This is a genomic window from Subtercola boreus (assembly GCF_003399625.1).
Classification (GTDB): domain Bacteria; phylum Actinomycetota; class Actinomycetes; order Actinomycetales; family Microbacteriaceae; genus Subtercola; species Subtercola boreus_C.
Genome location: NZ_NBXA01000007.1, coordinates 61,334 through 85,005, shown reverse-complemented (window position 1 = coordinate 85,005; position 23,672 = coordinate 61,334). Strand labels below are relative to the sequence as shown.

The window sequence follows — 23,672 nt, the reverse complement described above, 5'->3', positions numbered from 1 at the left end:
TCCACCAGAAAGCATCCCAGTGACCGATTACCCAGACGGCACCGTCGTTGACGGCGTCACCTACCACCAGCACGATGTCGTCATCGTCGGCGCCGGCGGCGCCGGCATGCGCGCAGCGATCGAGGCCGGGCCCAAGGCCAACACGGCCGTGATCTCGAAGCTCTACCCGACGCGCTCGCACACCGGTGCGGCGCAGGGCGGCATGGCGGCAGCCCTCGCCAACGTCGAAGAGGACAACTGGGAGTGGCACACGTTCGACACCGTCAAGGGCGGTGACTACCTGGTCGACCAGGATGCCGCCGAGATCCTGGCGAAAGAGGCGATCGACGCGATCTACGACCTCGAGAACATGGGCCTGCCGTTCAACCGCACACCCGAGGGCAAGATCGACCAGCGCCGCTTCGGCGGACACACCCGCGACCATGGCAAGAGCCCCGTGCGCCGGGCCTGCTACGCCGCCGACCGCACCGGTCACATGATCCTCCAGACGCTCTATCAGAACTGCGTCAAGCACGGCATCAACTTCTTCAACGAGTACTACGTACTCGACCTCATCATGGTCGAGGTGGACGGCCAGAAGCGTCCCGCCGGCGTGGTCGCCTACGAGCTCGCCACCGGTGCGCTGCACGTGTTCCAGGGCAAGTCGATCGTCTTCGCGACCGGCGGTTTCGGCAAGATCTTCAAGACCACCTCCAATGCACACACCCTCACCGGTGACGGGGTCGGCATCATCTGGCGGAAGGGCCTGCCGCTGGAGGACATGGAGTTCTACCAGTTCCACCCGACGGGGCTGGCGGGCCTCGGCATCCTGCTCTCGGAAGCCGCCCGCGGCGAGGGCGCGATCCTCCGCAACAGCGAGGGCGAGCGCTTCATGGAGCGTTACGCTCCCACGATCAAGGACCTCGCCCCCCGCGACATCGTCGCCCGGTGCATGGCGACCGAGATCCGCGAAGGGCGCGGCGGCGGGCCCAACAAGGACTGGGTCTACCTCGACATCACCCACCTCGAGCCGGCCGTCATCGACGCCAAGCTCCCCGACATCACCGAGTTCGCACGCACCTACCTCGGCGTCGAGCCGTACACCGAGCCGGTGCCGGTGCTCCCCACTGCGCACTATGCGATGGGCGGCATCCCGACCAACATCAGGGCCGAGGTGCTCTCCGACAACACCACCGTGGTTCCCGGGCTGTACGCCGCTGGGGAGTGCGCGTGCGTGTCCGTGCACGGCTCGAACCGCCTCGGCACCAACTCCCTGCTCGACATCAACGTCTTCGGCAAGCGCGCCGGCAACTTCGCGGTGGAGTACGCCCTGACAGCGGAGTTCGTGCCGCTTCCGGATGACCCCGCGAAGCCGATCCGCGACCTGGTGCAGATGCTCCGCACCACCGACGGCACCGAGCGCATGTCCGACATGCGTAAAGAGCTGCAGGACTCGATGGACCGGAACGCCCAGGTGTTCCGCACCGAGGATTCCCTGATCGAGGTCACGAAGGTGATCGCCGGTCTTCGCGAGCGCTACAAGAACGTCATGGTGCAGGACAAGGGGAAGCGGTTCAACACCGACCTCCTCGAGGCCATCGAGCTCGGGTTCCTGCTCGACCTCGCCGAGGTCACCGTCTACTCGGCGATGTCCCGCAAGGAGAGCCGCGGCGGTCACTTCCGCGAGGACTATCCGCTCCGCGACGACGAGAACTACATGAAGCACACCATGGCGTACCTCACCGGTGACGCACACTCGGCTGACGCCGGCGACCACATCAGGCTCGACACCAAGCCCGTCGTCGTCACGCGCTACCAGCCTATGGAGAGGAAGTACTAGACCATGGCAACCGCAACCCTCGACAAAGAGTCGCCGGCGAACTCCACCACCAGCTTCACCGTCACCATGATGGTGCGCCGCTTCAACCCGGAGGTCGACGAAGAGCCGCGCTGGCAGGACTTCGACGTGGAGCTGTACCCGACGGACCGGGTGCTGGATGCCCTGCACAAGATCAAGTGGGAGCAGGACGGTTCGCTGACCTTCCGTCGCTCCTGCGCGCACGGCGTCTGCGGATCGGATGCCATGCGCATCAACGGCCGCAACCGTCTCGCCTGCAAGACGCTGATGAAGGACCTCGACATCACGAAGCCCATCTACGTGGAGGCCATCAAGGGCCTGCCGCTGGAGAAGGACCTCGTCGTGGACATGGAGCCGTTCTTCGCCTCCTACCGCGAAGTGCAGCCGTTCCTCCAGGCCTCGTCGAAGCCCGACAAGGAGCGCCTGCAGTCGGCCACCGAGCGTGCGCGCTTCGACGACACCACCAAGTGCATCCTCTGCGCCGCGTGCACCTCGTCGTGCCCCGTGTTCTGGACCGACGGGCAGTACTTCGGGCCTGCCGCGATCGTGAACGCCCACCGCTTCATCTTCGACTCCCGCGACGAGGCGTCCTCCGTGCGCCTCGACATCCTGAACGACAAAGAGGGCGTGTGGCGCTGCCGCACCACCTTCAACTGCTCCGAGGCGTGCCCCCGCGGCATCCAGGTCACGCAGGCGATCGCAGAAGTCAAGCAGGCCATCATGTTCGGCAAGCGCTGACCCGTTCGATCTAGGCTGGGCTCGTGACCACAACCACGACGAAAGACGCGAAGCCCAGTGACGTCGTCGAAGACGCGACAGACGATGCCGCCTCCCGCTCCTCGGAGCCGCAGGGCGGCATCGCTGGTCTGATCGCCAAGGTCGTCGCCTCGAAGCCCGTGCGGGTCTTCACGAACTACGGCACCAATGGCGGGCCGCTCCTCGCCTCGGGCATGAGCTACCAGGCCGTCTTCGCGATCTTCGCGGCGCTGGCCGTCACCTTCTCCGTCTTCGGCATCGCGCTGGCCTCCAACCCCGGCTTGCAGGATGCCCTGATCAGCCAGCTCAATTCGGGCATTCCCGGGCTGATCGGCGAGAACGGGGCGATCAAACCCGAGGCGCTGACCTCCGCGTCCCCCGTGCTCGGCTGGACGGGGATCGTCGCAGCCGCGGGGCTGATCCTCACGGCCGTCGGATTCCTGGGCGCCATGCGGAGCGCGATCCGCCTGATCTTCAACGTGCCAGGGCCCACCACCAACTTCGCCCTGCTGAAGGTGAAGGATCTCGGTTTCGCGATCGTGTTCGCCGTCGTGCTGCTGGTCTCGATGGCCATGACCGTTGCGTCCACGGCGGCGCTCGGGTTCGTCTACGACCTCATCGGGCTCGATCACGCGTCACTCTTCGCCGAGATCGTCGGCCGGGTGATCGGCCTCGTGGTGGTGTTCTTCTTCGACACCCTCGTGCTGGCCGGGGTGTACCGGATCCTCTCGGGCGTGCCGATCCCGTTCTCCAAGCTCCTCCCGGGTGCAGCCCTCGGCGGCGCAGCGATGGGGGTGCTGAAGGCGCTCGGCTCGACGCTGCTCGGCGGCGCGACATCCAACCCCCTGCTCGCCTCCTTCGCCGTCATCATCGGCATCCTCATCTGGTTCAACCTGATCTGCCAGGTCGTGCTGATCGTCGCCTCGTGGATCACGGTCAGCATGAGCGACGCCGGCATCGAAGCGCGGCAGCTGACTCCTGAACAGAAGGAGCAGGAGGCCCTGCAGACGGAGGCGGATGCCCACCGGCAGGTGCTCGAGGCGAAGCACGCGCAGCTCTCCGAAGAGCTCGCGGATGCCCGGGGGCTCCGCAAGACGAACCTCCGCCGTTCGCTCAAGCGCATCGACCGCGAGCTCGCCACGGAGAAGGCGGCTCCCGCCATCGATCCCGCCGCCGCCACCCCACCCCGGAAGTAGCGTGTCGGGGGCTCCCTCTACACTGAGGGCATGAGTTCTGGCACCACCAACCTGCGTATCGCGTCGATCAACACCAACGGCATCCGGGCCGCCTTCCGGAAGGGCATGGGGGCGTGGCTGGATGCCCGCGACGTCGACATCCTCGCGATCCAGGAGGTGCGCGCCGCCACGGAGGACATCGAGGGCCTGCTCGGGCCGGAGTGGAACATCCTCCACGACGCCGCCACGGCGAAGGGCCGCGCGGGGGTCGCCATCGCGTCGCGGGCTGCCGCGAGCATCCACCGGGTCACCATCGGCGACGACGAATTCGACAGCGCCGGGCGCTGGCTCGAAGCGGACTACGAGGTGAACGGCCAGATCGTCACCGTCGTCAGCGCCTACGTGCACTCGGGCGAAGACGGTACGCCGAAGCAGGTCGAGAAGTACCGGTTCCTCGACGGGATGGCGACGCGCCTGCCCGAGATCGCTCTGCACTCACCGCTCGCGGTGGTCGTCGGCGACCTGAACGTGGGCCACAAGACCCTCGACATCCGCAACTGGAAGGGCAACGTCAAGCGCGCCGGCTTCCTTCCGAAGGAGCGGGCGTACTTCGACCGGTTCTTCGGCGAGGCGGGCGCGACGGTCGAGGGCGTCGACGGCTCGACCGGTCCCGGGCTCGGCTGGGTCGACATCGGGCGCCAGCAGGCCGGTGAGGTCGACGGCCCCTACACCTGGTGGTCATGGCGCGGCCAGGCGTTCGACAACGACACGGGCTGGCGCATCGACTACCAGATGGCGACGCCCGAGCTCGCCGCCCGTGTGACGAACTACTCGGTCGATCGCGCCGCCGCTCACGACGAGCGCTGGTCGGATCACACGCCCGTCGTGGTCGACTACGCGATCTGACGCGGTCCGCGCATCAGATCGCTCCGTACACCCACTGGTGCGCCGCCGCCGCTGCGGCGCACCATCGGCAGCAACCGTAGACTTTTGGCACCTCTGTGTTAGGAACTGAACCCATGGCATCCAAGCCCCGCCTGCTCTCCGGCATGCAGCCGTCCGCCGAGTCTCTCCACCTCGGCAACTACGTGGGCGCCCTGCTCAGTTGGAAGGCCCTGCAGGAGTCGCACGAAGCCTTCTACATGCTCGCCGACCTGCACGCCATCACGGTGCCGCAGGATCCCGAAGCGCTTCGCGAGAACACGCGGCGCACCGTCGCGCAGTACATCGCGGCGGGAATCGACCCGGCACGTTCGACACTCTTCGTGCAGTCGCACGTTCCCGCGCACGCCGAGCTCGCCTGGGTTCTGAACACGATCACCGGGTTCGGCGAGGCCGCCCGCATGACGCAGTTCAAAGACAAATCGGCCAAGCAGGGCACCGATACGACGTCGGTGGGGCTGTTCACGTACCCGATCCTGCAGGCCGGCGACATCCTGCTGTACCAGGCGGCCGAAGTGCCGGTGGGCGAAGACCAGCGACAGCACATCGAGCTCACCCGCGACCTCGCGACCCGCTTCAACGGCCGGTTCGGCGACACCTTCGCTGTGCCGGAGCCCTACATCCTCAAAGAGACCGCGAAGATCTTCGACCTGCAGAATCCGGGCTCGAAGATGTCGAAGTCGGCCGAGTCGAAGGCCGGAGTGATCTGGATGCTCGACGAACCGTCGGTGACGAAGAAGAAGATCATGCGGGCCGTGACCGACGCCGACGGCGGGATCGTCTTCGATGCGGCCGCGAAGCCCGGTGTGTCGAACCTGCTGACCGTCTTCTCGGTGCTCAGCGGCCAGCCCATCGCCTCGCTGGAGGCCGAATACGCGGGCCGGGGCTACGGCGACCTGAAGAAGGCCCTCGCGGAGGTGGTCGTCGAGACCGTGGCGCCGATCCGCGAGCGGGCCCTCGAACTCCTGGCCGACCCGGCTGAGCTCGACCGCATCCTCTCGGCGGCGGCTGACCGCGCGAACGAGGTCGCCGAGCAGACGCTCGCCACGGTCTACGACCGCGTCGGCTTCCTGCGTCGCCAGCGCTACCGCCTCGTCTAGTTTTCCTCCCCCCACCCCGCCTCCCGCCCCGCCCTCCATCGACTCGGGAGTTTCGGTCGGTATTGTCCGGCGAAACCGACAGAAACTCCCGAGTCGAAGGCGCATACTGGGTGAGAACCCCGAGGAGTTGCCACGCCTGACATCGTTGATTTCGTGACGGCCTGGCAGGTGGAACCGGTCGGGCTGGCGGTGATCGTCGTTGCCGGCGTGCTGTACGGCCTGGGCATCCGGAGCCTTGCGAAGCGCGGGGTGCACTGGTCGCTGAAGCGTTCGGCCGGGTTCTATCTGCTGGGACTCGGATCGTTCGCGGTGATCGAATTCGGATTCCTCGGCGTCTACTCCCAGCAGTTGCGGTTCGCGTTCACGACCCGCATCGCGCTGCTGCTGTTCGCCGTTCCCGGCCTCGTCGCGACAGGCAAGCCCGTCGCCCTCGCCCGCGAAGCCCTGGCCGGGAGTCCCCGTGGCGCGGCGGTCCTCGAACGCGTGCTCGAGTCCCGGGTCATCGGCGTGATGGGCAACGCCGTGTTCGGCCCCGTCTTCGCCCTGGCCGCGTTCTCCGTGTTCCTGACTCCCGTCGCCGGAAGTCTCCGGGCCTCCCCCATTGCTCAGGACGCCATCACGGTGCTGGTGCCGCTGGTCGGCCTGATCCTCGTGCTGCCGCTCACCGAACTGGTCGTCGTGCGCACCAGCCTCTTCATCGCGGCCGAGTTCATGCTGGCGTTCGTCGAGCTCGTCGTCGACGCCATCCCGGGCATCCTGCTACGGCTGAACGACCAGATCCTCGACCACGCAGGTCCTGTGCTCGGGGCGGTGCCCGGCTGGTTCCCCAGCGCGCTCCGCGACCAGCAGCTCTCGGGCGATCTGCTCTGGTTCATCGCCGAGATCGCGGACATCCCCATCCTCATCCTGCTGTTCGTGCGCTGGTCGAAACACGACCGCACCGAGGCGAAGGGCCTCGACGACCTCACCGACGAGGAGATGGCGGCCCTGACCGACGCGCACCTCAAGTCGTTCGACCGTCGCCCGCCCGCCTGACGCACCCGCGCGGCCTGGCGCGGTGCGCTCGCCCATCGCCGGTTCCGCGCCAGTTTGTCGCTTCCGCGCCCCGGCGCGCACGCGCGGATGTCCCGTCTGGGGGCGCCTTCCCGAACGCACCCCGCCAGCCCGGCTTCGGGAGCGTGGGGCGTGGGGCGTGGGACGCGGGACGCGGGGACGGGCGGCGTCAGCCCTCGGGGGGCTCGTCTGCCATCGCGGCCACCAGCTCTTCGTGGATGCGGCGCAGGTCTTCGAGGAGGAACCCCAGCAGCACCCAGTGCTCGCTGCCCGGCCGGGCGATCGTCAGCGGGGCGGTGAGGGCGGGGAGATCATCCAGAACCGGAACCGTCGGCCCCGCTGCACCCGGCAGGTCCGCGTTCTGGATGACCAGCCGGAGGTCGTGCGACGCGCGCCGCAATTCGGAGACCACCTCCGCCACGAGCGGCTCCTCGGGGAGGCTCTCGTCGTAGTGGTCGACGACTCCGCGCGCCATGCCCACCACGCGGGTGACGAGGATCGTGAGCATCGCCAGCAGCGTTCCGTCGGCCTCGAGCAGGTCGCGGTGCACCGACCGCCTGGGGTTGTACTTCAGGCTCTCCTCCCCCGCGGCCAGCGCCGCCGCCGCCTTGGCACGCATCGGCGTCAGCAGCCGCGCTTCGACGAGCATCGTGGTGCGCTCGTTCGAAGTGGTGGGGCTACTCAGGATGCGCGCGAGCGAGTCCAGGATGCCGCTCACCTCGTTGCCCAGCCGCGCAACCGCTTCGTGCACGGGCTGAAGCGCGACCGGCGGCACGATGAGCAGGTTCACCGCCACACCGATGAGGGCCCCGATGACGGTCTCGAGGATGCGGTTGACGGCATAGCCCGGCGTGGTCGCCCCCAGCGCGAGCACCAGCATCGCACTGATCGGGATCTGCACCGAGGAGGTGGGGCCCAGCCGGAGCGCCCAGGCGAGCATCAACGCGGCGATCACGGCCAGCAGCACGGCCCACGAATTCGATCCGAAGGCCAGCCCCACGAAGTACGCGAGAACGACACCGATGACCACGCCCACGCAACGTTCGAGAGCCTTGCCGAACGACTGGTTGACGCTCGGCTGCACGACGAGGATCGCGGCGATCACCGCGAAGAGCGGGATCTGCCCCTGCAGCAGGGGCGCCGTCGCGATCCACGCGAGGATGGCCGCGGCACTCGTCTTCACGACCTGCAGGAAGGGCACGCGGGACGTCGAGAGGATGAGTCGGGCGTAACGCTCCGGCGAGAACGCCGACACATTCATGCGTCGCACGCGGAACCAGCCCGACCAACCGCCCGGCGATCCGCCCGAAGCGCCGCCCGATATACGGCCCGAAGTGCGGCCCGAACCGGCACCGCGCGGTCGCCGCCCGCCTGTCACTGGGAGGGACTTGTCAGGCTTCACACCACAACACTAGGAGGCTGTGTCGTATATTGAAGGGCCTCCTCCCGATTTTCCGCGCCAATGCTGGTGAGTTAGTGTGGGGAGATTGCTCTGATCGGAGCGAAGCACGTAAGGAAGGTAGCCCATTGCCTGGAGCTGTCGTCGTCATGCCGACCTACCGCGAGAAGGACACCATCTCCGCGATGATCGAGCGCATCCTCAACGCCGACGCGGAGGTGCACATCCTCGTGGTCGACGACAATTCGCCCGACGGTACGGGGGAGATCGTCGACGCCATCGCGGCCACGAACCCGCGCGTGAACATCATGCACCGCCCGGGCAAGAACGGGCTCGGAACGGCATACGTCGCTGGGTTCGGCTGGGCGCTCGAGCACGGCTACGAACAGATCATCGAGATGGATGCCGACGGCTCCCATCAGCCCGAGGAGCTGCCGCGCCTGCTGAAGCTGCTCGACGACGGGGCGAACCTCGGCATCGGCGCACGCTGGATCCCGGGCGGCAAGACCGAGAACTGGCCCTGGTACCGCAAGCTCATCTCCCGCTCGGGCACGACGTATGCCCGCATCATGCTCTCGTCGAAGCTGCACGACATCACCTCGGGGTACCGGGGATTCAGCGCCGAGACCCTGCGGAACCTCGACCTCTCGCGCCTCGACAGCGCGGGCTACTGCTTCCAGATCGAGCTGGCCTGGCTTGTGGAGCGTTCCGGCGGCGACGTCAAGGAGTTCCCGATCACGTTCGTGGAGCGGCTCGAGGGCCAGTCGAAGATGACCAGCGGCATCGTGATCGAGGCTCTGGCGAAGGTCACGTCGTGGGGGTTCGCCTCCCGCCTGGGTCGCATCCCGAAGTCCCAGGCGCTCACCGCGCACAAGGACGCGACGCTGTAACACTCCGCCGCATGCGGATCTCACTCGGGGCTCACCCAGCGGGCGGGGAGTAGACTACCTCCATCGTGCCCGGGGTCGGTGAGAATCCGAACCGGCGGTGAGAGTCCGCGAGCGCAGGGCGAAACCACAACCGTGGGGCCGTCCCGTGCTGATCCGGTGAAATTCCGGAACCGACGGTCATGGAGTTGTCGGTTCGCCGACGACTCCAGGAGTCCGGATGAGAGGTGCACGCGTGGTCGTCGACGTTGCCGGCGACTCACGGGCGTTCTGCGCCACCCGGGTACCGTCACTGACGAGGATTCCGGATGCCCCTGCCGAGCGAGAGCCGCGCTGACGCCGAGCGTGCGGGTGTGCACGCGGCCGCCGGCCCGATGGGGCCGACAGAGTGCGAGGCGAGCGCCTCGGGCACACCGAGCGACTCAGGCACACCGAGCGACTCGGGCACACCGAGCGCCTCAGAGTTGGCTGCCGCCATGCGCCGGGCCATCGTGCTCTCGCGGAACGGGCCGGCCTGGGGCGTCAATCCCCGCGTGGGCGCGGTGCTGCTTGCTCCCGACGGCACGGTTCTGGCTGAGGGCTGGCACCGTGGTGCGGGCACACCGCACGCCGAGGTGGATGCCCTGTCCCACCTCGGCGACCCGCGCCTCGCCCTCGGGGCCACCGCTGTCGTCACCCTCGAACCCTGCAACCACACGGGCCGCACGGGGCCGTGCAGTACGGCTCTCGCCGACGCGGGCGTCAGCGCCGTGTACTTCGGGATCAGCGACCCCGGGGTCGCCTCCGCAGGCGGAGCCGCCTCTCTCGCAGCCCGAGGAGTGCGCGCCGTCGCCGGCCTGCTCGCGCACGACGTCGAGCAGAGCATCCGGCCCTGGCTGAGCGCCGTTCGAACCGGCCGGCCGTTCGTCACCCTGAAGTGGGCGTCGAGTCTCGACGGGCGAACGGCGGCGGCCGACGGCACCAGCCAGTGGATCACCGGCCCGGATGCACGGAGCGACGTGCACGAGCGTCGGGGCCGGGTCGACGCCATCCTGGTCGGCACAGGAACGATGCTGGCCGACGACCCGGAGCTCACCGCGCGGCGCTCTGACGGTTCGCTGCTCCCCCACCAGCCGGCGCCTGTCGTCATCGGCGCCAGGACGGTTCCCGCCGGGAGCGCGCTGGCGCGGCATCCGGAGCCCCTGCGGCACTACGACACCCACGACCTCCCCGCCGTGCTCGACGACCTCTACGACCAGGGGGTGCGCTCGGTGTTCGTCGAGGGAGGCCCGACCCTCGCCAGCGCGTTCGTCCGGGCGGGACTCGTCGACGAGTTCGTCGTCTACCTCGCGCCGGTGCTGGTCGGCGGCCCCGGGCTCGCGCTCGGCGACCTCGGCGTTCCGTCGCTCCCGGATGCCCGGCGGCTGGTCATCGATTCGGTCGACCCGGTCGGCGCCGACGTGCGGATCGTCGCCCGGCCCGCACCGCCCGCGCAGCCGGCACCGCCCGCCCCCACGCCAGCACTGTCCGCCCCTCAGAAGGAGACCGCCCGTGTTCACCGGAATCATTGAAGAGAAGGGCGAAGTGCTCGCCCTCGAACCGTCCGCCGACGTCATCCGGCTCACCCTCCGCGCACCCCTCGCTGTGCAGGGCGCGAAGCACGGCGACTCCATCTCGGTGAGCGGAGTCTGCCTCACCGTCGTCGCGCAGACCGCTGAGACGTTCACTGCCGACGTGATGCAGCAGACCCTCGACATGTCGACGATCGGCGCCCTGCGGCCGGGCGACACCGTGAACCTCGAACGCGCTGCCCTGGTCGGCGACCGTCTCGGTGGCCACATCGTGCAGGGCCACATCGACGGCACGAGCACCGTGCTCGCCGTCACGCCCGGCGAGTCCTGGAGCGTTCTGCGCTTCAGCCTCGACGATGAGCTCGCAGCTCTGGTCGTCGACAAGGGGTCGATCGCGGTGGCGGGGGTGTCGCTCACGGTGTCGAACGTCGATGGGGCCCACGGGCATCCGGAGCCAACCGCAGACCACTGGTTCGAGGTCTCGCTCATCCCGGAGACCCTGGCCGCGACCACCCTCGGTTCGCTCGCCGTCGGCGACCGCGTGAACATCGAGACCGACATCCTGGCCCGGCATGTCGAGCGACTGCTGGCCCTGAGGAGCGCACGATGACGCTGTCGAGCATGCCCGAGGTTCTCGACGCGCTCCGCGCCGGCCGGCCCGTGATCGTCGCCGACGACGAAGACCGGGAGAACGAGGGAGACGCGATCCTGTCGGCCGAGCTGGCAACACCGGAGTGGATCGCCTGGATGGTGCGGCACACCTCGGGCTTCCTCTGCGCGCCGATGACCGTCGCCCGCGCCGCTCGGCTCGGCCTGCCGCCCATGGTCGAGCAGAACCAGGATGCCCGGCGCACCGCCTACACGATCACGGTCGACGCGTCGGAGGGTGTGACGACGGGCATCAGCGCCCACGATCGTGCACACACCCTCCGCGCTCTGGCAGACGGTGCGGCCACACCGGCGAGCTTCATCAGGCCGGGTCATGTGCTGCCCGTGGTTGCCGTCGACGGGGGCGTGCGGCAGCGTCCCGGGCACACGGAGGCATCCGTCGAACTGCTGCGCCTCGCCGGGCTGGTGCCGGTGGGGGTCATCGGCGAGATCGTCTCCGACGACGGTTCGATGGCACGGATGCCCGAACTGTTGCAGCTCGGCGAACGCGAAGGTCTGCCGGTCACCACGATCGCGGCTCTCATCGAGTGGCTCGACCGGGTCGGGCCGGCCCCGGCCGCCACGACGCTCGCCCGCGTGACGTTCGAGGTCGAGACGGTCGTGCCGACCATCCACGGGTCGTTCCGGTTCCGCGCGTACCACGACAACGAGACGAAGACGGATCACCTGGCTGTCGTCTCCGGTGATCCCCACGCGGAGGGCGCCGTCGTCCGGGTGCACTCCGAGTGCCTCACCGGAGAAGCGTTCGGTTCGTTGAAGTGCGAATGCGGCCCCCAGCTGGATGCCGCACTCAGCATGATCGCCGAACGCGGCGGGGTCGTCATATACCTCCGCGGGCATGAGGGCCGGGGAATCGGGTTGCTCAACAAACTCCGCGCCTACCGGCTGCAGGAGGACGGCCTCGACACTCTCGACGCCAACACCGCCCAGGGTCTGCCTGTCGACGGACGCGAATACGGTGCAGCGGCGGCGATCCTGTCGGATCTCGGCCTCGACCGCGTGCGACTGCTCACCAACAACCCCGACAAGGTGCGCCAGCTCGGGGCACTGGGTATCACGATCGCCGAACGCGAGCCGCTGATCGTCGGTCGCGGCGGGTCGAACGCCGACTACCTCGATACCAAGCGCGACCGCATGGGGCACCTCCTGCCGGGCTGACAGGACTGACGCGGCTGACGCGGCTGCTGCTGCTGCTGCGCCATCACCACGACCCACACCCCATATCCCACACCCCACTACAGAAAGGCCACCGACCATGAGCGGCGCCGGATCCCCCACGACCACCCCCCTCGACGGAACAGGGCTCAAGGTGACCATCGTCGCGGGCCGCTGGCACCCGCAGATCACCGAGGGCCTGCTGGCCGGTGCGCGGGCCGCGCTCGCCGAGGCGAAGGTCGACGTCACCGAACTCCGCGTGCCCGGGAGCTTCGAGCTGCCGGTGGTCTGCCGCGCGGCGTTGGAGGCGGGAGCGGATGCGGTCGTGGCGCTCGGCGTGATCATCCGTGGCGGCACACCGCACTTCGAATACGTCTCGGATGCCGCCACCAGCGGCCTCACGCAGGTGAGCGTGCTGACGGGAAAGCCCGTGGGCTTCGGCGTTCTCACCCTCGACGACGAGGCCCAGGGCCTCGAGCGGGCCGGACTGCCCGGCTCGAAGGAGGACAAGGGCCGCGAAGCCGCCGAGGCTGCGGTCGCCACAGCGCTGGTGCTCCGCACGCTCTGAGGAGGATTCACGGCAGCAGGCCATGTTGGCGGAACCGAGGTATGGTATTGGTGCGGTTCACCAACCGACCCCCCGTCACACCGTGGTTGACTTCGCGCCCGATCGACGCTCTCGCCCACCGTGATCTCCGTGTGCCCCGCGCACGCGCCCCTCTTCCCCTGTCTGAAAGCCGCCATGTCTTCGCCCCAGATCGCAGCCCCGCCCGCAGCACCCGCCAACACTCGAAACCGGGTCATCCTCGCCAGCCTCATCGGCACCTCGATCGAGTTCTACGACTTCTACGTGTACGGCACGGCTGCGGTTCTCGTGTTCCCGAAGCTCTTCTTCCCCGACAACACGAACCCGACCGTCAGCCTCCTGTCGTCGTTCCTCGTGTTCGGCATCGCGTTCATCGCCCGTCCTATCGGTTCGATCATCTTCGGGCACTTCGGCGACCGGATCGGCCGCAAGAAGACGCTGGTCGCGTCGCTCCTCACCATGGGTGTCGCGACCGTCCTGATCGGACTCCTGCCGACATATGCCCAGATCGGAATCTGGGCTCCGCTGCTCCTGACGCTGTTCCGTTTCGCCCAGGGCCTCGGCCTCGGCGGCGAGTGGAGCGGCGCGGCGCTGCTGGCCACCGAGAACGCCCCGAAGGGCAAGCGGGCGATCTACGGGACGTTCCCGCAGATGGGTGCGCCGATCGGCTTCATCCTCGCCAACGGAATCTTCCTCGTGCTGAGCCTCACGATGTCGGCCGACGCGTTCGCTGCATGGGGCTGGCGCGTCCCGTTCGTGATCAGTGCCGTGCTCGTCATCGTCGGACTCTACGTGCGGTTCAAGCTCGTCGAGACTCCGGCCTTCCAGAAGGTCATCGACAGCGGCGAGGTCGCCAAGGTCCCGGTCGCCCGCGTGTTCAAGTCGAGCTGGCGTCCGCTCATCCTCGGCACGTTCATCATGCTCGCCACGTACACGCTCTTCTACCTGATGACGACGTACACACTGACCTACGGAACGACGGCCACCACCGCTGCGACGCCCGGTCTCGGCTATTCGCGCACCGACTTCCTGATCATGCTCATCGTCGGCGTGGTGTTCTTCGGAATCTTCACCCTGGTGTCCGGGCCCCTGGCCGAGAAGTACGGTCGACGCCTGACGCTGATCGCCACCACGATCGGCATCCTCGTCTTCGGCCTGCTCTTCGTGCCGCTCTTCGGCGCCGGTTTCATCGGAACGATGGCCCTCCTCATCATCGGTTTCACCCTGATGGGGCTGACGTTCGGACCCATGGCGTCGGTGCTGCCCGAACTCTTCCCTGCCAACGTGCGGTACACGGGCTCGGCCATCAGCTACAACTTCGCCTCGATCCTCGGGGCGGCCGTCGCACCCTTCGTGGCCGTGGCACTGTGGGCTGACGCATCCGGAAGCCCGGTGCTCGTCGGGGTCTACCTGGCGGTGATGGCCGCGATCACGCTGGTCGCGCTGTTCCTCAGCAAGGAGACCCGCGATGTGGAGTACGACGACAACCTGAGCTGAGCCTCGCTTCGCACACTCTGCTTCATCCTCGAAGGGCGCCCCGGTCAACCACTGGCCGGGGCGCCCTCCGCTGTCTGACGCAACATAAACTTGAGGCGAATCGAAAGTTGCCATGACGAATACTGCACAACCCCGCGGCCGGCGCCGGGCGAAGGACGACGGGCCCCGGGCCCGGTTCAGCGACCTGCTCCCCTACCTCTTCGAGCACAAGAAGGTGCTCGCCTTCGTGATCGTGCTGAGCGTGCTGGGGGCGGCTGCGAGCCTCGCCCAACCGCTTCTCGTCAGCCAGGTCATCACCCTCGTCACGAACAACCAGAGCCTCTCGGGACTCGTCTGGGCGCTGGTCGCGCTCGTCGTCGTCTCCGGGCTGATCAGCGGTTTCCAGCACTACCTGCTGCAGCGCACCGGTGAGGGCGTGGTGCTGTCGTCGAGGCGAAAGCTGGTGCGGCGGATGCTCAACCTCCCCATCCGCGAATTCGATGTGCGACGCACCGGCGACCTCGTCTCCCGTGTCGGATCCGACACCACGCTGCTTCGCGCGGTGCTCACCCAGGGCCTCGTCGAGGCGATCGGCGGCTCGCTGACCTTCGTCGGGGCACTGATCGCCATGCTGATCATCGACCCGGTGCTGCTGGGTCTGACCGTGCTCGTCGTCGGCGTGTCGATCGTCGTGGTGGTGCTGCTCTCCGCCCGCATCCGGGTCGCGAGCCGCAAGGCGCAGGAGAAGGTCGGCGACCTCGCTGCGAGCGTCGAGCGGGCCATCAGCGCCGTCCGCACAGTACGCGCCGCCAACGCCACAGAGCGCGAAGTGGCCGCCGTCGAGAAAGATGCCGAGGGCGCCTGGCTGATGGGCATCCAGGTCGCCAGGATCTCGGCGCTGGTCGTACCTGTCGCCGGCATCGCGATGCAGGTCGCCTTCCTCACCGTGATCGGCGTCGGCGGGTACCGGGTGGCGAGCGGGGCCATCACCATCGCGTCACTGGTGTCGTTCATCCTGTTCCTTTTCATGATGATCCTGCCGCTCGGCCAGGCATTCGGGGCGTTCACCTCGGTGAACTCGGCGCTCGGCGCTCTCGGTCGCATCCAGGAGATCATCGACCTGCCGGGCGAGGGCCAGACCGATCGCGACGACGTTCCGCTGCATGTGCGGGGGGCCGGGGCTGGAGCGGCTTCTGGCTCAGCCGGCGCGTTCGACCCGTCGGCGGTCGAGCTCGCCGTCGAGTTCGAGGGTGTCGAGTTCTCCTACGCCGAGGGCGCTCTGCCCGGCGACGGTGCGGTGGATGCCCGGGGGGAGCTCTCCGGGCCGGGAACCGTCAAGCTGGCTGCCCCGTCCGGCGCCGCGGACGAGCTCGGCGCGCGGGAATCCCTCGCGACACTCGGTTCAGGCGCAGCCGGCTCGCCGGGCATCCAGAGCACGACCGTGCTGCGCGGGGTGAGCTTCAGCGTTCCCCGGGGCAAGCGCATTGCCCTCGTCGGGCCGTCGGGAGCCGGCAAGAGCACCATCCTGGCGCTCATCGAGCGGTTCTACGATGCGACGGCGGGAGTGATCCGCGTCGGCGGGGTCGACATTCGGGCCCTCGACCGCAAGGAGCTCCGCTCGCAGATCGGCTACGTCGAACAGGATGCCCCCGTGCTGGCCGGCAGCATCCGCTCGAACCTGCTGCTCGCGACGCCCGACGCGACCGATGAGCAGTGCATCCGGGTGCTGGGCGCCGTCAACCTGCTCGAAGTGCTCGGGCGCTCACCACAGGGGCTCGACGCCCCGGTCGGGGAGGAGGGCGTGATGCTCTCCGGCGGCGAACGCCAGCGGCTCGCCATTGCGCGGGCGCTGCTGGCTGCGCCGCCGATCCTGCTGCTCGACGAGTCCACCTCGAGTCTCGACGGCCTCAACGAGCAGATGCTCCGCGAAGCCATCGATGCGGTGGCCGAGAACCGCACCCTGATCGTGATCGCGCACCGGCTGTCGACGGTGGTCGACTCCGACCGCATCATCGTGCTCGACCACGGAAGCGTGGTCGGCGTGGGAACGCATTCCGAACTCGTGGGGACGACGCCGCTCTATCGCGAGCTCGCGAAGCGCCAGCTGCTCGTCTGACGCCCCGCACCGCCCGCGGCGCCCCTGCCCCGGTCCCTGCCCGCCCGGCCCCGCCGCACCCCCCACACCCTGCGTAAACAAGGACCAGGGCTCCGCTGAGCACCCCGAGGGCGCAGTAGGAGCCCTGATCCTCTTTCAGGCGCTCGGGCGGGCCTGCGGGCGCCGGTGCGGTCAGTCGGCGAGCGAGTACTGCAGCTCGGCCGCGCGGAGAGTGTTCGCGAGCAGCATGGCAATCGTCATCGGGCCGACACCGCCGGGCACGGGCGTCACCAGTGCCGCCACCTCCGACACCGACGCGAAGTCGGCATCGCCGCTCAGGCCGTCTGCACCGCGGTGGATGCCCACATCGATCACGGTCGCGCCGGGCTTCACGAACTCCCCCGTGACCAGGCCCTTCACGCCGACGGCCGCCACGATGATGTCCGCCTCACGGCACACCGCCGCCAGGTCCTTCGTGCGCGAGTGCGCAATCGTCACGGTCGCGTTGCGGTTGACCAGCAGCTGCGCGACCGGCCGGCCGACGAGCTCGGAACGCCCGATCACCACGACCCTCGCACCCTCGATCGGTACGTCGTAAGCGTCGAGCAGCTCGATCACGCCGGAGGGGGTGCACGGACGAAGCCCCGGCTTCCCCTGGGCGAGAAGGCCGACGCTCATGGTGGTCAGGCCGTCGACGTCCTTCTCGAACGGAATCAGTTCGATGAGCGAGGCTGCATCGAGGTGCGCGGGTACCGGCAGTTGCAGCAGGATGCCCGACACCGCGTGGTTCGCCGCGAGCTGCCTGAGCAACTCCTCGACCTGGGCCTGCGTGGCATCCTCCGGCAGGTGCTGATGGAGGTCGGCCATTCCGGCCGCCACAGACGACTTTCGCTTGCTGGCCACGTAGACCTCCGACGCGGGATCGTCGCCCACCAGCACGGTGGCGAGACCCGGCTGGATGCCCGTGCGGGCCGTGAACTCCGCCACATCGGTCTTCAGCTGCTCGCGCACCCGCGCCGCCACGGCCCGGCCGTCGATGATTCCGGCTTCTGCCATCTTCTTCTCCTTCACACTCACGATTCCTTGGAAGTTCTCCACAGATGCAACACGGTCGACCCGGAGGTCTAGAGGATGGTGGTGGAATTCCCGTATGTCATCACGCGATCCTCACAGTGCCACTGCACAGCACGGGCCAGAACACTCCGCTCGACCTCGGCGCCCCGCCGTTCGAGCTCGCCCACGCTCTCGCGGTGGCTGACCCGCACCACGTCCTGTTCGATGATCGGCCCCTCGTCGAGATTGGCCGTGGCGTAGTGGGCAGTCGCCCCGATGAGCTTGACCCCGCGCGCCTTCGCCTTGAGGTATGGCCCGGCACCGGCGAAGGCGGGCAGAAAGGAATGGTGGATGTTGATGACCGGGCAGCCGACCGCGCCGAGAAAGTCCGAAGAGAGGATCTGCATGTATCGCGCCATGACCACGAGATCGACGTTGCCCGCGAGCAGCTCGACCTGGCGGGCCTCTGCGTCAGCCTTCGTCGCCGACGAGACCGGGATGTGCACGAACGGCACGCCGAAACTCTCTGCGTCGGCACGGAGGTCCTCATGATTCGAGATCACCAGCGTGATGTCCATGTCGAGGTCGCCGCGCTTGTTCCGCCAGAGCAGCTCGAGCAGGCAGTGGTCGTACTTCGACACCATGATGGCCACACGCTTCGGCGAAGCGACGCTGGTGAAGGTGTAGGTCATACCGAACCGGCTGCCGACCTGCGCGGCGAAGTCCCGGTCGAACTCAGGCAGGCGGTCGGCCACGTCCTCGCAGTGGAAGACGGTGCGCTGAAAGAATTCGCCGTTCTCGGAGTCGGTCGAGAACTGGCCGAGTTCTGTGATGTTGGCGCCGTGATCGGCGAGGAATCCGGCCACGGCCGCGACGATCCCCGGCTGGTCGGCGCACTGGATCGTGAGGCGTCCGATGTCGTGCGGGCGCACGAGGCCGGTGGCGGTCGTTGCGAGAGGCGTGTCGGTGAACGCAGGCTGGTCGGGCACCATGGTGAGGCAGGCTCCTCGGTCGAGATGGGTCGTTCTAACGGTAACGGGTTTCGCCGGGGTGCCCCGACGGAAATCAGCCGGAGACCGCCCAGAGGGCTACCGCGCTGGCGGCGGCCACATTCAGCGAGTCGATTCCGTGCGACATCGGGATGCTTACCAGAGTGTCCGCCGCAGCCAACGCTTCCTCAGTCAGTCCCTCTCCTTCGGCACCGAGAACCAAAGCGAGCCGGGCGGGCCGGGCATCCGGTGCCGCGAAGTCCCGGAGCGAGACCGCACCCTCGGCCAGCGCGAGGGCGGCGATTCCGAATCCTGCCCCGCGAAGGGTCGCTCCGAGTTCCGGCCAGTCGCCCGTGCGCGTCCACGGCACCTGCAGCACGGTGCCCATGCTCACCCGGATCGCTCGCCTGTAGAACGGGTCGGAACAGCGCGGTGTCACCAGCACCGCGTCAGCTCCGATGGCTGCAACCGAGCGGAAGATCGCTCCCACATTCGTGGGGTCTGCCACGTTCTCGAGAACCACGACAAGCCCGGTGCCTGCCAACAGCTCGTCGACGCCGGCCAGCGCCGGCCGATTCATCGCCGCAACGATTCCCCTGTGCAGGATGTACCCGGTCAGTTCGGCAAGCAGTTCCCCCGGCCCCACGAAGATCGGGGTCGTCTCCGCGAACGGTCCGAGTGCAGCCACTGCTTCATCGACCGAGCCTCCGAGGGCCAGCACAGAGCGAGGCACATGACCGGCACGCACAGCGCGCTCCAGCACCAGCGCCGACTCGGCCAGGTAGATGCCGTGCTCAGTACCCTGGGCCTTACGGAGGGCCACGTCGGTCTGGTGCGAGTAGTCGGCCAGCCGGGGGTCAGCCAGGTCGTCGATCTCGACCAGGTTCGGGATGCCCGAAGAACTCACTCCTCGTCGACCGATGCCGAGGTGATGAGCTCGGCACCCGCATGCCCGAGCTCCGCGAGGGCGTCCTCGCTCGAGCGCGGGTCGACGCCCGCGACCAGGTCGGTGAGGATGCGCACATGACGGCCGTGCTCGATCGCGTCGAGGGCAGAGGCGCGAACGCAGTAGTCGGTGGCGAGCCCCGCAACGTCGATCTCGGTCACTCCGTGCTCGTCGAGCAGCTGGTGCACGGTGCCGCCCTCCTCGGTGGTGCCCTCGTAGATCGAGTATGCAGGCTCCCCCTGCCCCTTCTGCACGTGGAACGAGATCGACTCCTCGGTGAGGGCGTCGTGGTACTCGGCGCCGCGCGTTCCCGCCACGCAGTGCACAGGCCAGGTGTTGACGAAGTCGGGTTCGTCGGATCCTGCGAAGTGGCCTCCGTTGTCATTGTCGCCGTCATGCCAGTCACACGAGGCGATCACCAGGTCGTAGGTGTGGGGATGTTCCGCCAGGAGCATCGAGATGCCCGCGGCCACCGCTCCCCCGCCCGCCACGCCGAGCGCGCCGCCCTCGGTGAAGTCGTTCTGCACGTCGATGATGAACAGCGCTCTCGTCACGGTGAACTCCTCGTCTGGCTGATGCGCGGCCCGGGGGGCGAGCCGCTGGTTGACGGAACAATCTTACGTCTGGGCAGGGCAGGGGGTCCCGAGCACAGGGTCACAACGGGGTCAGCCGTTCGAAAGAGCGTTGCCGCAGGTGTAGACACCCACCGTCAGTGCGTCGAGGGCTTCCCGCCCCGAACCGAGCTGGCTGCCGAGGGCGAAGAAGGCGAAGGTGAGCACCGAGCCGTCGGCCGCGTGAACGACTCCGGCCAGCATGTTGCCCGAATCGATCGACCCCGTCTTGGCGAACACCCTGCCGTTCACCACAGAGTTCCCGCCGGTGAACCGGTAGGAGAGCGTGCCGGTCTGGTCTGCCACGGGAAGCCCGTCGAGAAGCACGCCCAGGTTGGCCTCCCGTGCGTTGACCCTGTCCATCAGCGTGGTGATGTACCGCGTCGACACGGCGTCGTCGTCACTGAGGCCCGATCCGTCCACGATCACGAGCCCTGTCGGATCGAGCCCGTACGCGTCGCGGAGCGCAGTGGGAATCGCGATCTGGAGAGACGAGAACGACGAGCCGGCACCCAGCGCGATGGCGGTCAGCCGGGCGAGCATCTCGGCCTCGGTGTTGTCCGAACGAAGCAGCGCCTCCTGTACCATCGTCGACACCGGAGCCGACTGAACCGAACCGAGCGTCGTCGCCCCTGCGGTCGCTGCGCCTTCCGTGAGCCGTGCGCCGGAGGCGAGCGGGCCGAGCGCCGACCGGAAGGCCTCCCCGGCGCGCGCAACCGGGTCGTCGCTCCGCGGCGAGGTGTCCGCCGACGGGTTGGCCCGGTCACCGTCGACCATGAGGGCGGTGACTTCTGCGGTGGAGCCCTCCGTCTGCTCGACACGGTTCCACGACGGCTGCCACGTGTCGCCGGTGAACAGCGAGGCATCGAGGGTGATCGTGGAGATGGAACTGCCACCCGACGACGGGTCGTCCGACCAGGCCGTCTTCACCTGGGCCGCGAGGTCATCCATCGACGCGCTGTCGTTGTAGATGTTCGAGGCCCCGCTCGCGAGGGTCACGTCGCCACCGCCCACCAGCACGACTTCGCCGGCCGCGGCCCCCCGCACCACGCGGGTCGTGACTCGATGATCCGGCCCGAGAACGGCGAGCGCGGCCGCAGAGGTCAGCACCTTCATCACGCTCGCAGTGCGCGAGAACTGCTCCCCACCACGGTCGAACAGAATGCTCCCGGTCGATGCGTCACGAACAGTTCCCTGGAACGTGCCGAGGCCGCCGGCCGAAGCCAGAGCGTCCACGGAACACGTGCGCACGACGGCCGGGGCCGCAGCGGCCGTCGGCTGGGGTCGGCGCTCGACGGCAGGCCCGGTCGCCGTGGGAACCGGGTCGAGCGCCGGCGTCGGCGCACCAGCGAGGGCGGGAGCATCCATGGACACGTCGGCACGGCCGGAAGCAAAGACGGCTCCGCCCGCGAACGAGGCGACGCACAGCACCACGAGGGCGCCCCACGCTCCGGCGACACGCCACCGCCGCCGACGCGGATTCTCCGAAGCGGAATGGCCGGGCATCCGGTCACTGTACCAGCGCGCCCCGCGGGGCTACTCCCCGGGGAACTCCAGCCCGATCTGGCGCCGCACCTCGTCGAGCACACCCATGATCGCCACACTCTCCGACCCCGGCAGAAGCGGGCTCGAGAATTCACCGGCGGCGACCACCCGCTCGAGTTCCCAGGCCTGGTACTGCATGCCCCGGCTGGTGACAGGATGATCGAACTCTTCGAGCACGTTCTGCTCGGGGTCGATCACGCGGAAGGTCGTCGCCATGTACCACGTACGGTCGATCTCGATCCTGGCCTGGGTTCCCAACACGGCGGCCACGTTCGGTCCGGCCGTGTCGAGCGCGGCATGCAGCACGGACTGCCGCCCACCTTCGTGCTCGAGGATGATCGCCGTCTGTCGATCGACCCCGGTTGCCGTCATGCTCGCGCTCGCCCGAACCCCGGTCGGCACACCCAGCACGTCGACGGCGAACGAGACCGGGTAGATCGCGAGGTCCAGCAGCGCCCCGCCGCCGAGTTCCGGGGCGTTCAGGCGGTGGTGCGGGTCAGACGGGAGTTTCTGGTTGTGGTCGGCGATCACCGTGCGCACATCGCCGAGCGTGCCCGCCGCGATGATCTCGCGGATGCGCACCATGTGCGGCAGGAACCTGGTCCACATGGCTTCGAGCACGACGACGCCTGCTTCGCGCGCGGCCTCGACGATACGCTCGGCCTGCCGTTCGTTCACGGTGAAGGCCTTCTCGACGAGCACATGCTTGCCTGCGGCGATGGCCATCAATGCGTTCTGCTCGTGGAACGGATGCGGTGTCGCCACGTAGACCACGTCGACTTCGGGGTCGGCCACGAGCTGCTCGTAACTCGCGTGAGCCGTGATTCCGCCGAAGCGGCCCGCGAACTCATCCGCCGACTGCTGGGAGCGCGAGCCCACCGCCGTCAATTGGAACCCGTTCGCCAGAAGGTCGGTGGCGAACGATGAAGCGATCCCCCCGGTGGCAAGAATTCCCCAGCGCAGTCCGCTCGACATCACACATTCTCCCTCATCTTCGGCGACGACATCCACACAGACGGAGAAAGGCCCGGTTTCCCGGGCCTTCCGTCGTGGGGCCGCCTATCAGAATCGAACTGATGACCTATTCATTACGAGTGAATCGCTCTACCGACTGAGCTAAGGCGGCCTGGCCTGTGGATTCCACCGGCACAGCAAGCAAGCTTATAGGAGTGTTCGCAACTCGCGAAACGAGCGACTCAACAGACTCGACATCGTCTGCCCGTCGGGGCTCTCCGCCCACCACGCCCAGGCATGCCGCATCGCGGCGATCGCCACGAGGGCGATCAACCGAGCACGCTCACCCTCCGCCTGCTGATCAGGGATTTCACCGGATGCGGCAGTCACCCGGTCATCCTCGATCAGTCGACGTTCCACCACCGACGTGAGATCGATCTCGAATTCGCGCATGCTGGTGATCCGCTGTACAAGCAGGTGCGGATAGTCCCGGATGACCAGCTTTCGAAGCTGGTGCATGTCGAAGTCCTGGCTGTCGATGTCCGCGATGGCACGCATGATGGCCAGCAGGCCGTCGAAGATCGGCGCCTCGGGGCCGGCGTGCACGAACGCCTCGACCTCAGCCGACGGGAGCGAGAACGGAGATTCTCCGAGAACCGCAGCCTCCTTCGACGAGAAGTAGTTGAAGAACGTGCGCGGTGAGATGTCGGCACGCCTGCTGATCTCGTCGACGGTCACGTTGTCGAGGCCCTTGTCGCGGCTGAGTTCGAGAACGGCCTGCTGGATGCTGCGGCTCGTGGCGATCCTCTTGCGCTCGCGAAGACCCAGCCCGACCGGCTCCTCCGTTGTACTCGTCACTGCGCTCACGCCGTCAATCATTGCAGACAATGCAAC

Annotated in this window: 21 protein-coding genes, 1 tRNA gene and 1 riboswitch; of the genes, 13 read left to right on the top strand and 9 right to left on the bottom strand. The window is 68.0% G+C overall.

Translation table 11 applies throughout. The features are described 5' to 3' along the window. Positions 1-19 precede the first annotated feature (19 nt). From sdhA to B7R21_RS04000, 6 genes are all read left to right on the top strand, one after another. The gene (gene sdhA / locus B7R21_RS04025) at positions 20-1,819 is read left to right on the top strand and encodes a succinate dehydrogenase flavoprotein subunit (protein ID WP_116281965.1); all 1,800 of its coding nucleotides are present in this window, start codon (positions 20-22) and stop codon (positions 1,817-1,819) included. Positions 1,820-1,822: 3 nt separating this feature from the next. Next, positions 1,823-2,575 (top strand): succinate dehydrogenase iron-sulfur subunit, encoded by a 753-nt coding sequence (locus tag B7R21_RS04020; protein ID WP_116281964.1) that lies wholly within the window; start codon positions 1,823-1,825, stop codon positions 2,573-2,575. A 23-nt stretch (positions 2,576-2,598) separates the two neighbouring features. After that, positions 2,599-3,789, top strand: coding sequence for a YihY/virulence factor BrkB family protein (locus tag B7R21_RS04015; protein WP_116281963.1), 1,191 nt, complete (start codon positions 2,599-2,601; stop codon positions 3,787-3,789). 30 nt (positions 3,790-3,819) lie between these two features. Then, positions 3,820-4,674 (top strand): exodeoxyribonuclease III, encoded by an 855-nt coding sequence (locus tag B7R21_RS04010; RefSeq protein ID WP_116281962.1) that lies wholly within the window; start codon positions 3,820-3,822, stop codon positions 4,672-4,674. Between the two features lie 113 nt (positions 4,675-4,787). Then, complete coding sequence (gene trpS, locus B7R21_RS04005) at positions 4,788-5,810, top strand: tryptophan--tRNA ligase (RefSeq protein WP_116281961.1); 1,023 nt, start codon at positions 4,788-4,790, stop codon at positions 5,808-5,810. Positions 5,811-5,963: 153 nt separating this feature from the next. After that, positions 5,964-6,845, top strand: coding sequence for a cytochrome c oxidase assembly protein (locus tag B7R21_RS04000; protein ID WP_253259623.1), 882 nt, complete (start codon positions 5,964-5,966; stop codon positions 6,843-6,845). Positions 6,846-7,032: 187 nt separating this feature from the next. On the opposite strand, the gene B7R21_RS03995 is transcribed toward B7R21_RS04000, so the two are convergent. Next, the gene (locus B7R21_RS03995; protein WP_367379382.1) at positions 7,033-8,265 is read right to left on the bottom strand and encodes an FUSC family protein; all 1,233 of its coding nucleotides are present in this window, start codon (positions 8,263-8,265) and stop codon (positions 7,033-7,035) included. 125 nt (positions 8,266-8,390) lie between these two features. Here B7R21_RS03995 and B7R21_RS03990 point away from each other — a divergent pair, with 125 nt between their 5' ends. From B7R21_RS03990 to B7R21_RS03960, 7 genes are all read left to right on the top strand, one after another. Further along, a complete protein-coding gene (locus B7R21_RS03990; RefSeq protein WP_253259622.1) occupies positions 8,391-9,152 on the top strand; it encodes a polyprenol monophosphomannose synthase in 762 nt (253 codons plus the stop codon). 62 nt (positions 9,153-9,214) lie between these two features. After that, positions 9,215-9,385, top strand: a riboswitch (FMN riboswitch). Between the two features lie 240 nt (positions 9,386-9,625). Beyond that, positions 9,626-10,699, top strand: a complete 1,074-nt coding sequence (gene ribD, locus B7R21_RS03985; protein WP_253259652.1) for a bifunctional diaminohydroxyphosphoribosylaminopyrimidine deaminase/5-amino-6-(5-phosphoribosylamino)uracil reductase RibD — start codon at positions 9,626-9,628, stop codon at positions 10,697-10,699. Continuing rightward, positions 10,680-11,309, top strand: coding sequence for a riboflavin synthase (locus B7R21_RS03980; RefSeq protein WP_116281958.1), 630 nt, complete (start codon positions 10,680-10,682; stop codon positions 11,307-11,309). Before ribD ends, B7R21_RS03980 begins: the two co-directional genes overlap by 20 nt. Further along, entirely contained in the window at positions 11,306-12,526 is a 1,221-nt protein-coding gene (gene ribA, locus B7R21_RS03975) for a GTP cyclohydrolase II (protein ID WP_116281957.1), read from the top strand. The genes B7R21_RS03980 and ribA overlap by 4 nt, the downstream gene beginning before the upstream one ends. Positions 12,527-12,623: 97 nt before the next feature. After that, positions 12,624-13,091, top strand: coding sequence for a 6,7-dimethyl-8-ribityllumazine synthase (ribH, locus tag B7R21_RS03970; RefSeq protein WP_116281956.1), 468 nt, complete (start codon positions 12,624-12,626; stop codon positions 13,089-13,091). A 174-nt stretch (positions 13,092-13,265) separates the two neighbouring features. After that, on the top strand, positions 13,266-14,606 hold the full coding sequence (locus B7R21_RS03965; RefSeq protein WP_116281955.1) for an MFS transporter: 1,341 nt from the start codon (positions 13,266-13,268) through the stop codon (positions 14,604-14,606). Between the two features lie 112 nt (positions 14,607-14,718). Then, on the top strand, positions 14,719-16,701 hold the full coding sequence (locus B7R21_RS03960; protein ID WP_116281954.1) for an ABC transporter ATP-binding protein: 1,983 nt from the start codon (positions 14,719-14,721) through the stop codon (positions 16,699-16,701). 171 nt (positions 16,702-16,872) lie between these two features. Here the strand turns inward: B7R21_RS03960 and folD are convergent, their stop codons facing one another. The 8 genes from folD to B7R21_RS03920 form a co-directional block, all read right to left on the bottom strand. Further along, on the bottom strand, positions 16,873-17,736 hold the full coding sequence (gene folD, locus B7R21_RS03955; RefSeq protein WP_116282217.1) for a bifunctional methylenetetrahydrofolate dehydrogenase/methenyltetrahydrofolate cyclohydrolase FolD: 864 nt from the start codon (positions 17,734-17,736) through the stop codon (positions 16,873-16,875). Positions 17,737-17,804: 68 nt separating this feature from the next. Beyond that, positions 17,805-18,725, bottom strand: a complete 921-nt coding sequence (gene purU, locus B7R21_RS03950) for a formyltetrahydrofolate deformylase (protein WP_116281953.1) — start codon at positions 18,723-18,725, stop codon at positions 17,805-17,807. A 73-nt stretch (positions 18,726-18,798) separates the two neighbouring features. Then, positions 18,799-19,629, bottom strand: coding sequence for a TrmH family RNA methyltransferase (locus B7R21_RS03945; RefSeq protein WP_437184175.1), 831 nt, complete (start codon positions 19,627-19,629; stop codon positions 18,799-18,801). After that, complete coding sequence (locus B7R21_RS03940; RefSeq protein ID WP_116281952.1) at positions 19,626-20,222, bottom strand: isochorismatase family protein; 597 nt, start codon at positions 20,220-20,222, stop codon at positions 19,626-19,628. The genes B7R21_RS03945 and B7R21_RS03940 overlap by 4 nt, the downstream gene beginning before the upstream one ends. A gap of 111 nt (positions 20,223-20,333) precedes the next feature. Continuing rightward, the gene (locus B7R21_RS03935; RefSeq protein WP_253259621.1) at positions 20,334-21,785 is read right to left on the bottom strand and encodes a D-alanyl-D-alanine carboxypeptidase/D-alanyl-D-alanine-endopeptidase; all 1,452 of its coding nucleotides are present in this window, start codon (positions 21,783-21,785) and stop codon (positions 20,334-20,336) included. Positions 21,786-21,815: 30 nt separating this feature from the next. Beyond that, positions 21,816-22,799, bottom strand: coding sequence for a Gfo/Idh/MocA family protein (locus tag B7R21_RS03930; RefSeq protein WP_116281950.1), 984 nt, complete (start codon positions 22,797-22,799; stop codon positions 21,816-21,818). Positions 22,800-22,874: 75 nt separating this feature from the next. Next, positions 22,875-22,950 (bottom strand) — tRNA-Thr (locus tag B7R21_RS03925). A 35-nt stretch (positions 22,951-22,985) separates the two neighbouring features. Beyond that, entirely contained in the window at positions 22,986-23,636 is a 651-nt protein-coding gene (locus B7R21_RS03920) for a TetR/AcrR family transcriptional regulator (protein WP_172592045.1), read from the bottom strand. Positions 23,637-23,672: the final 36 nt, after the last annotated feature.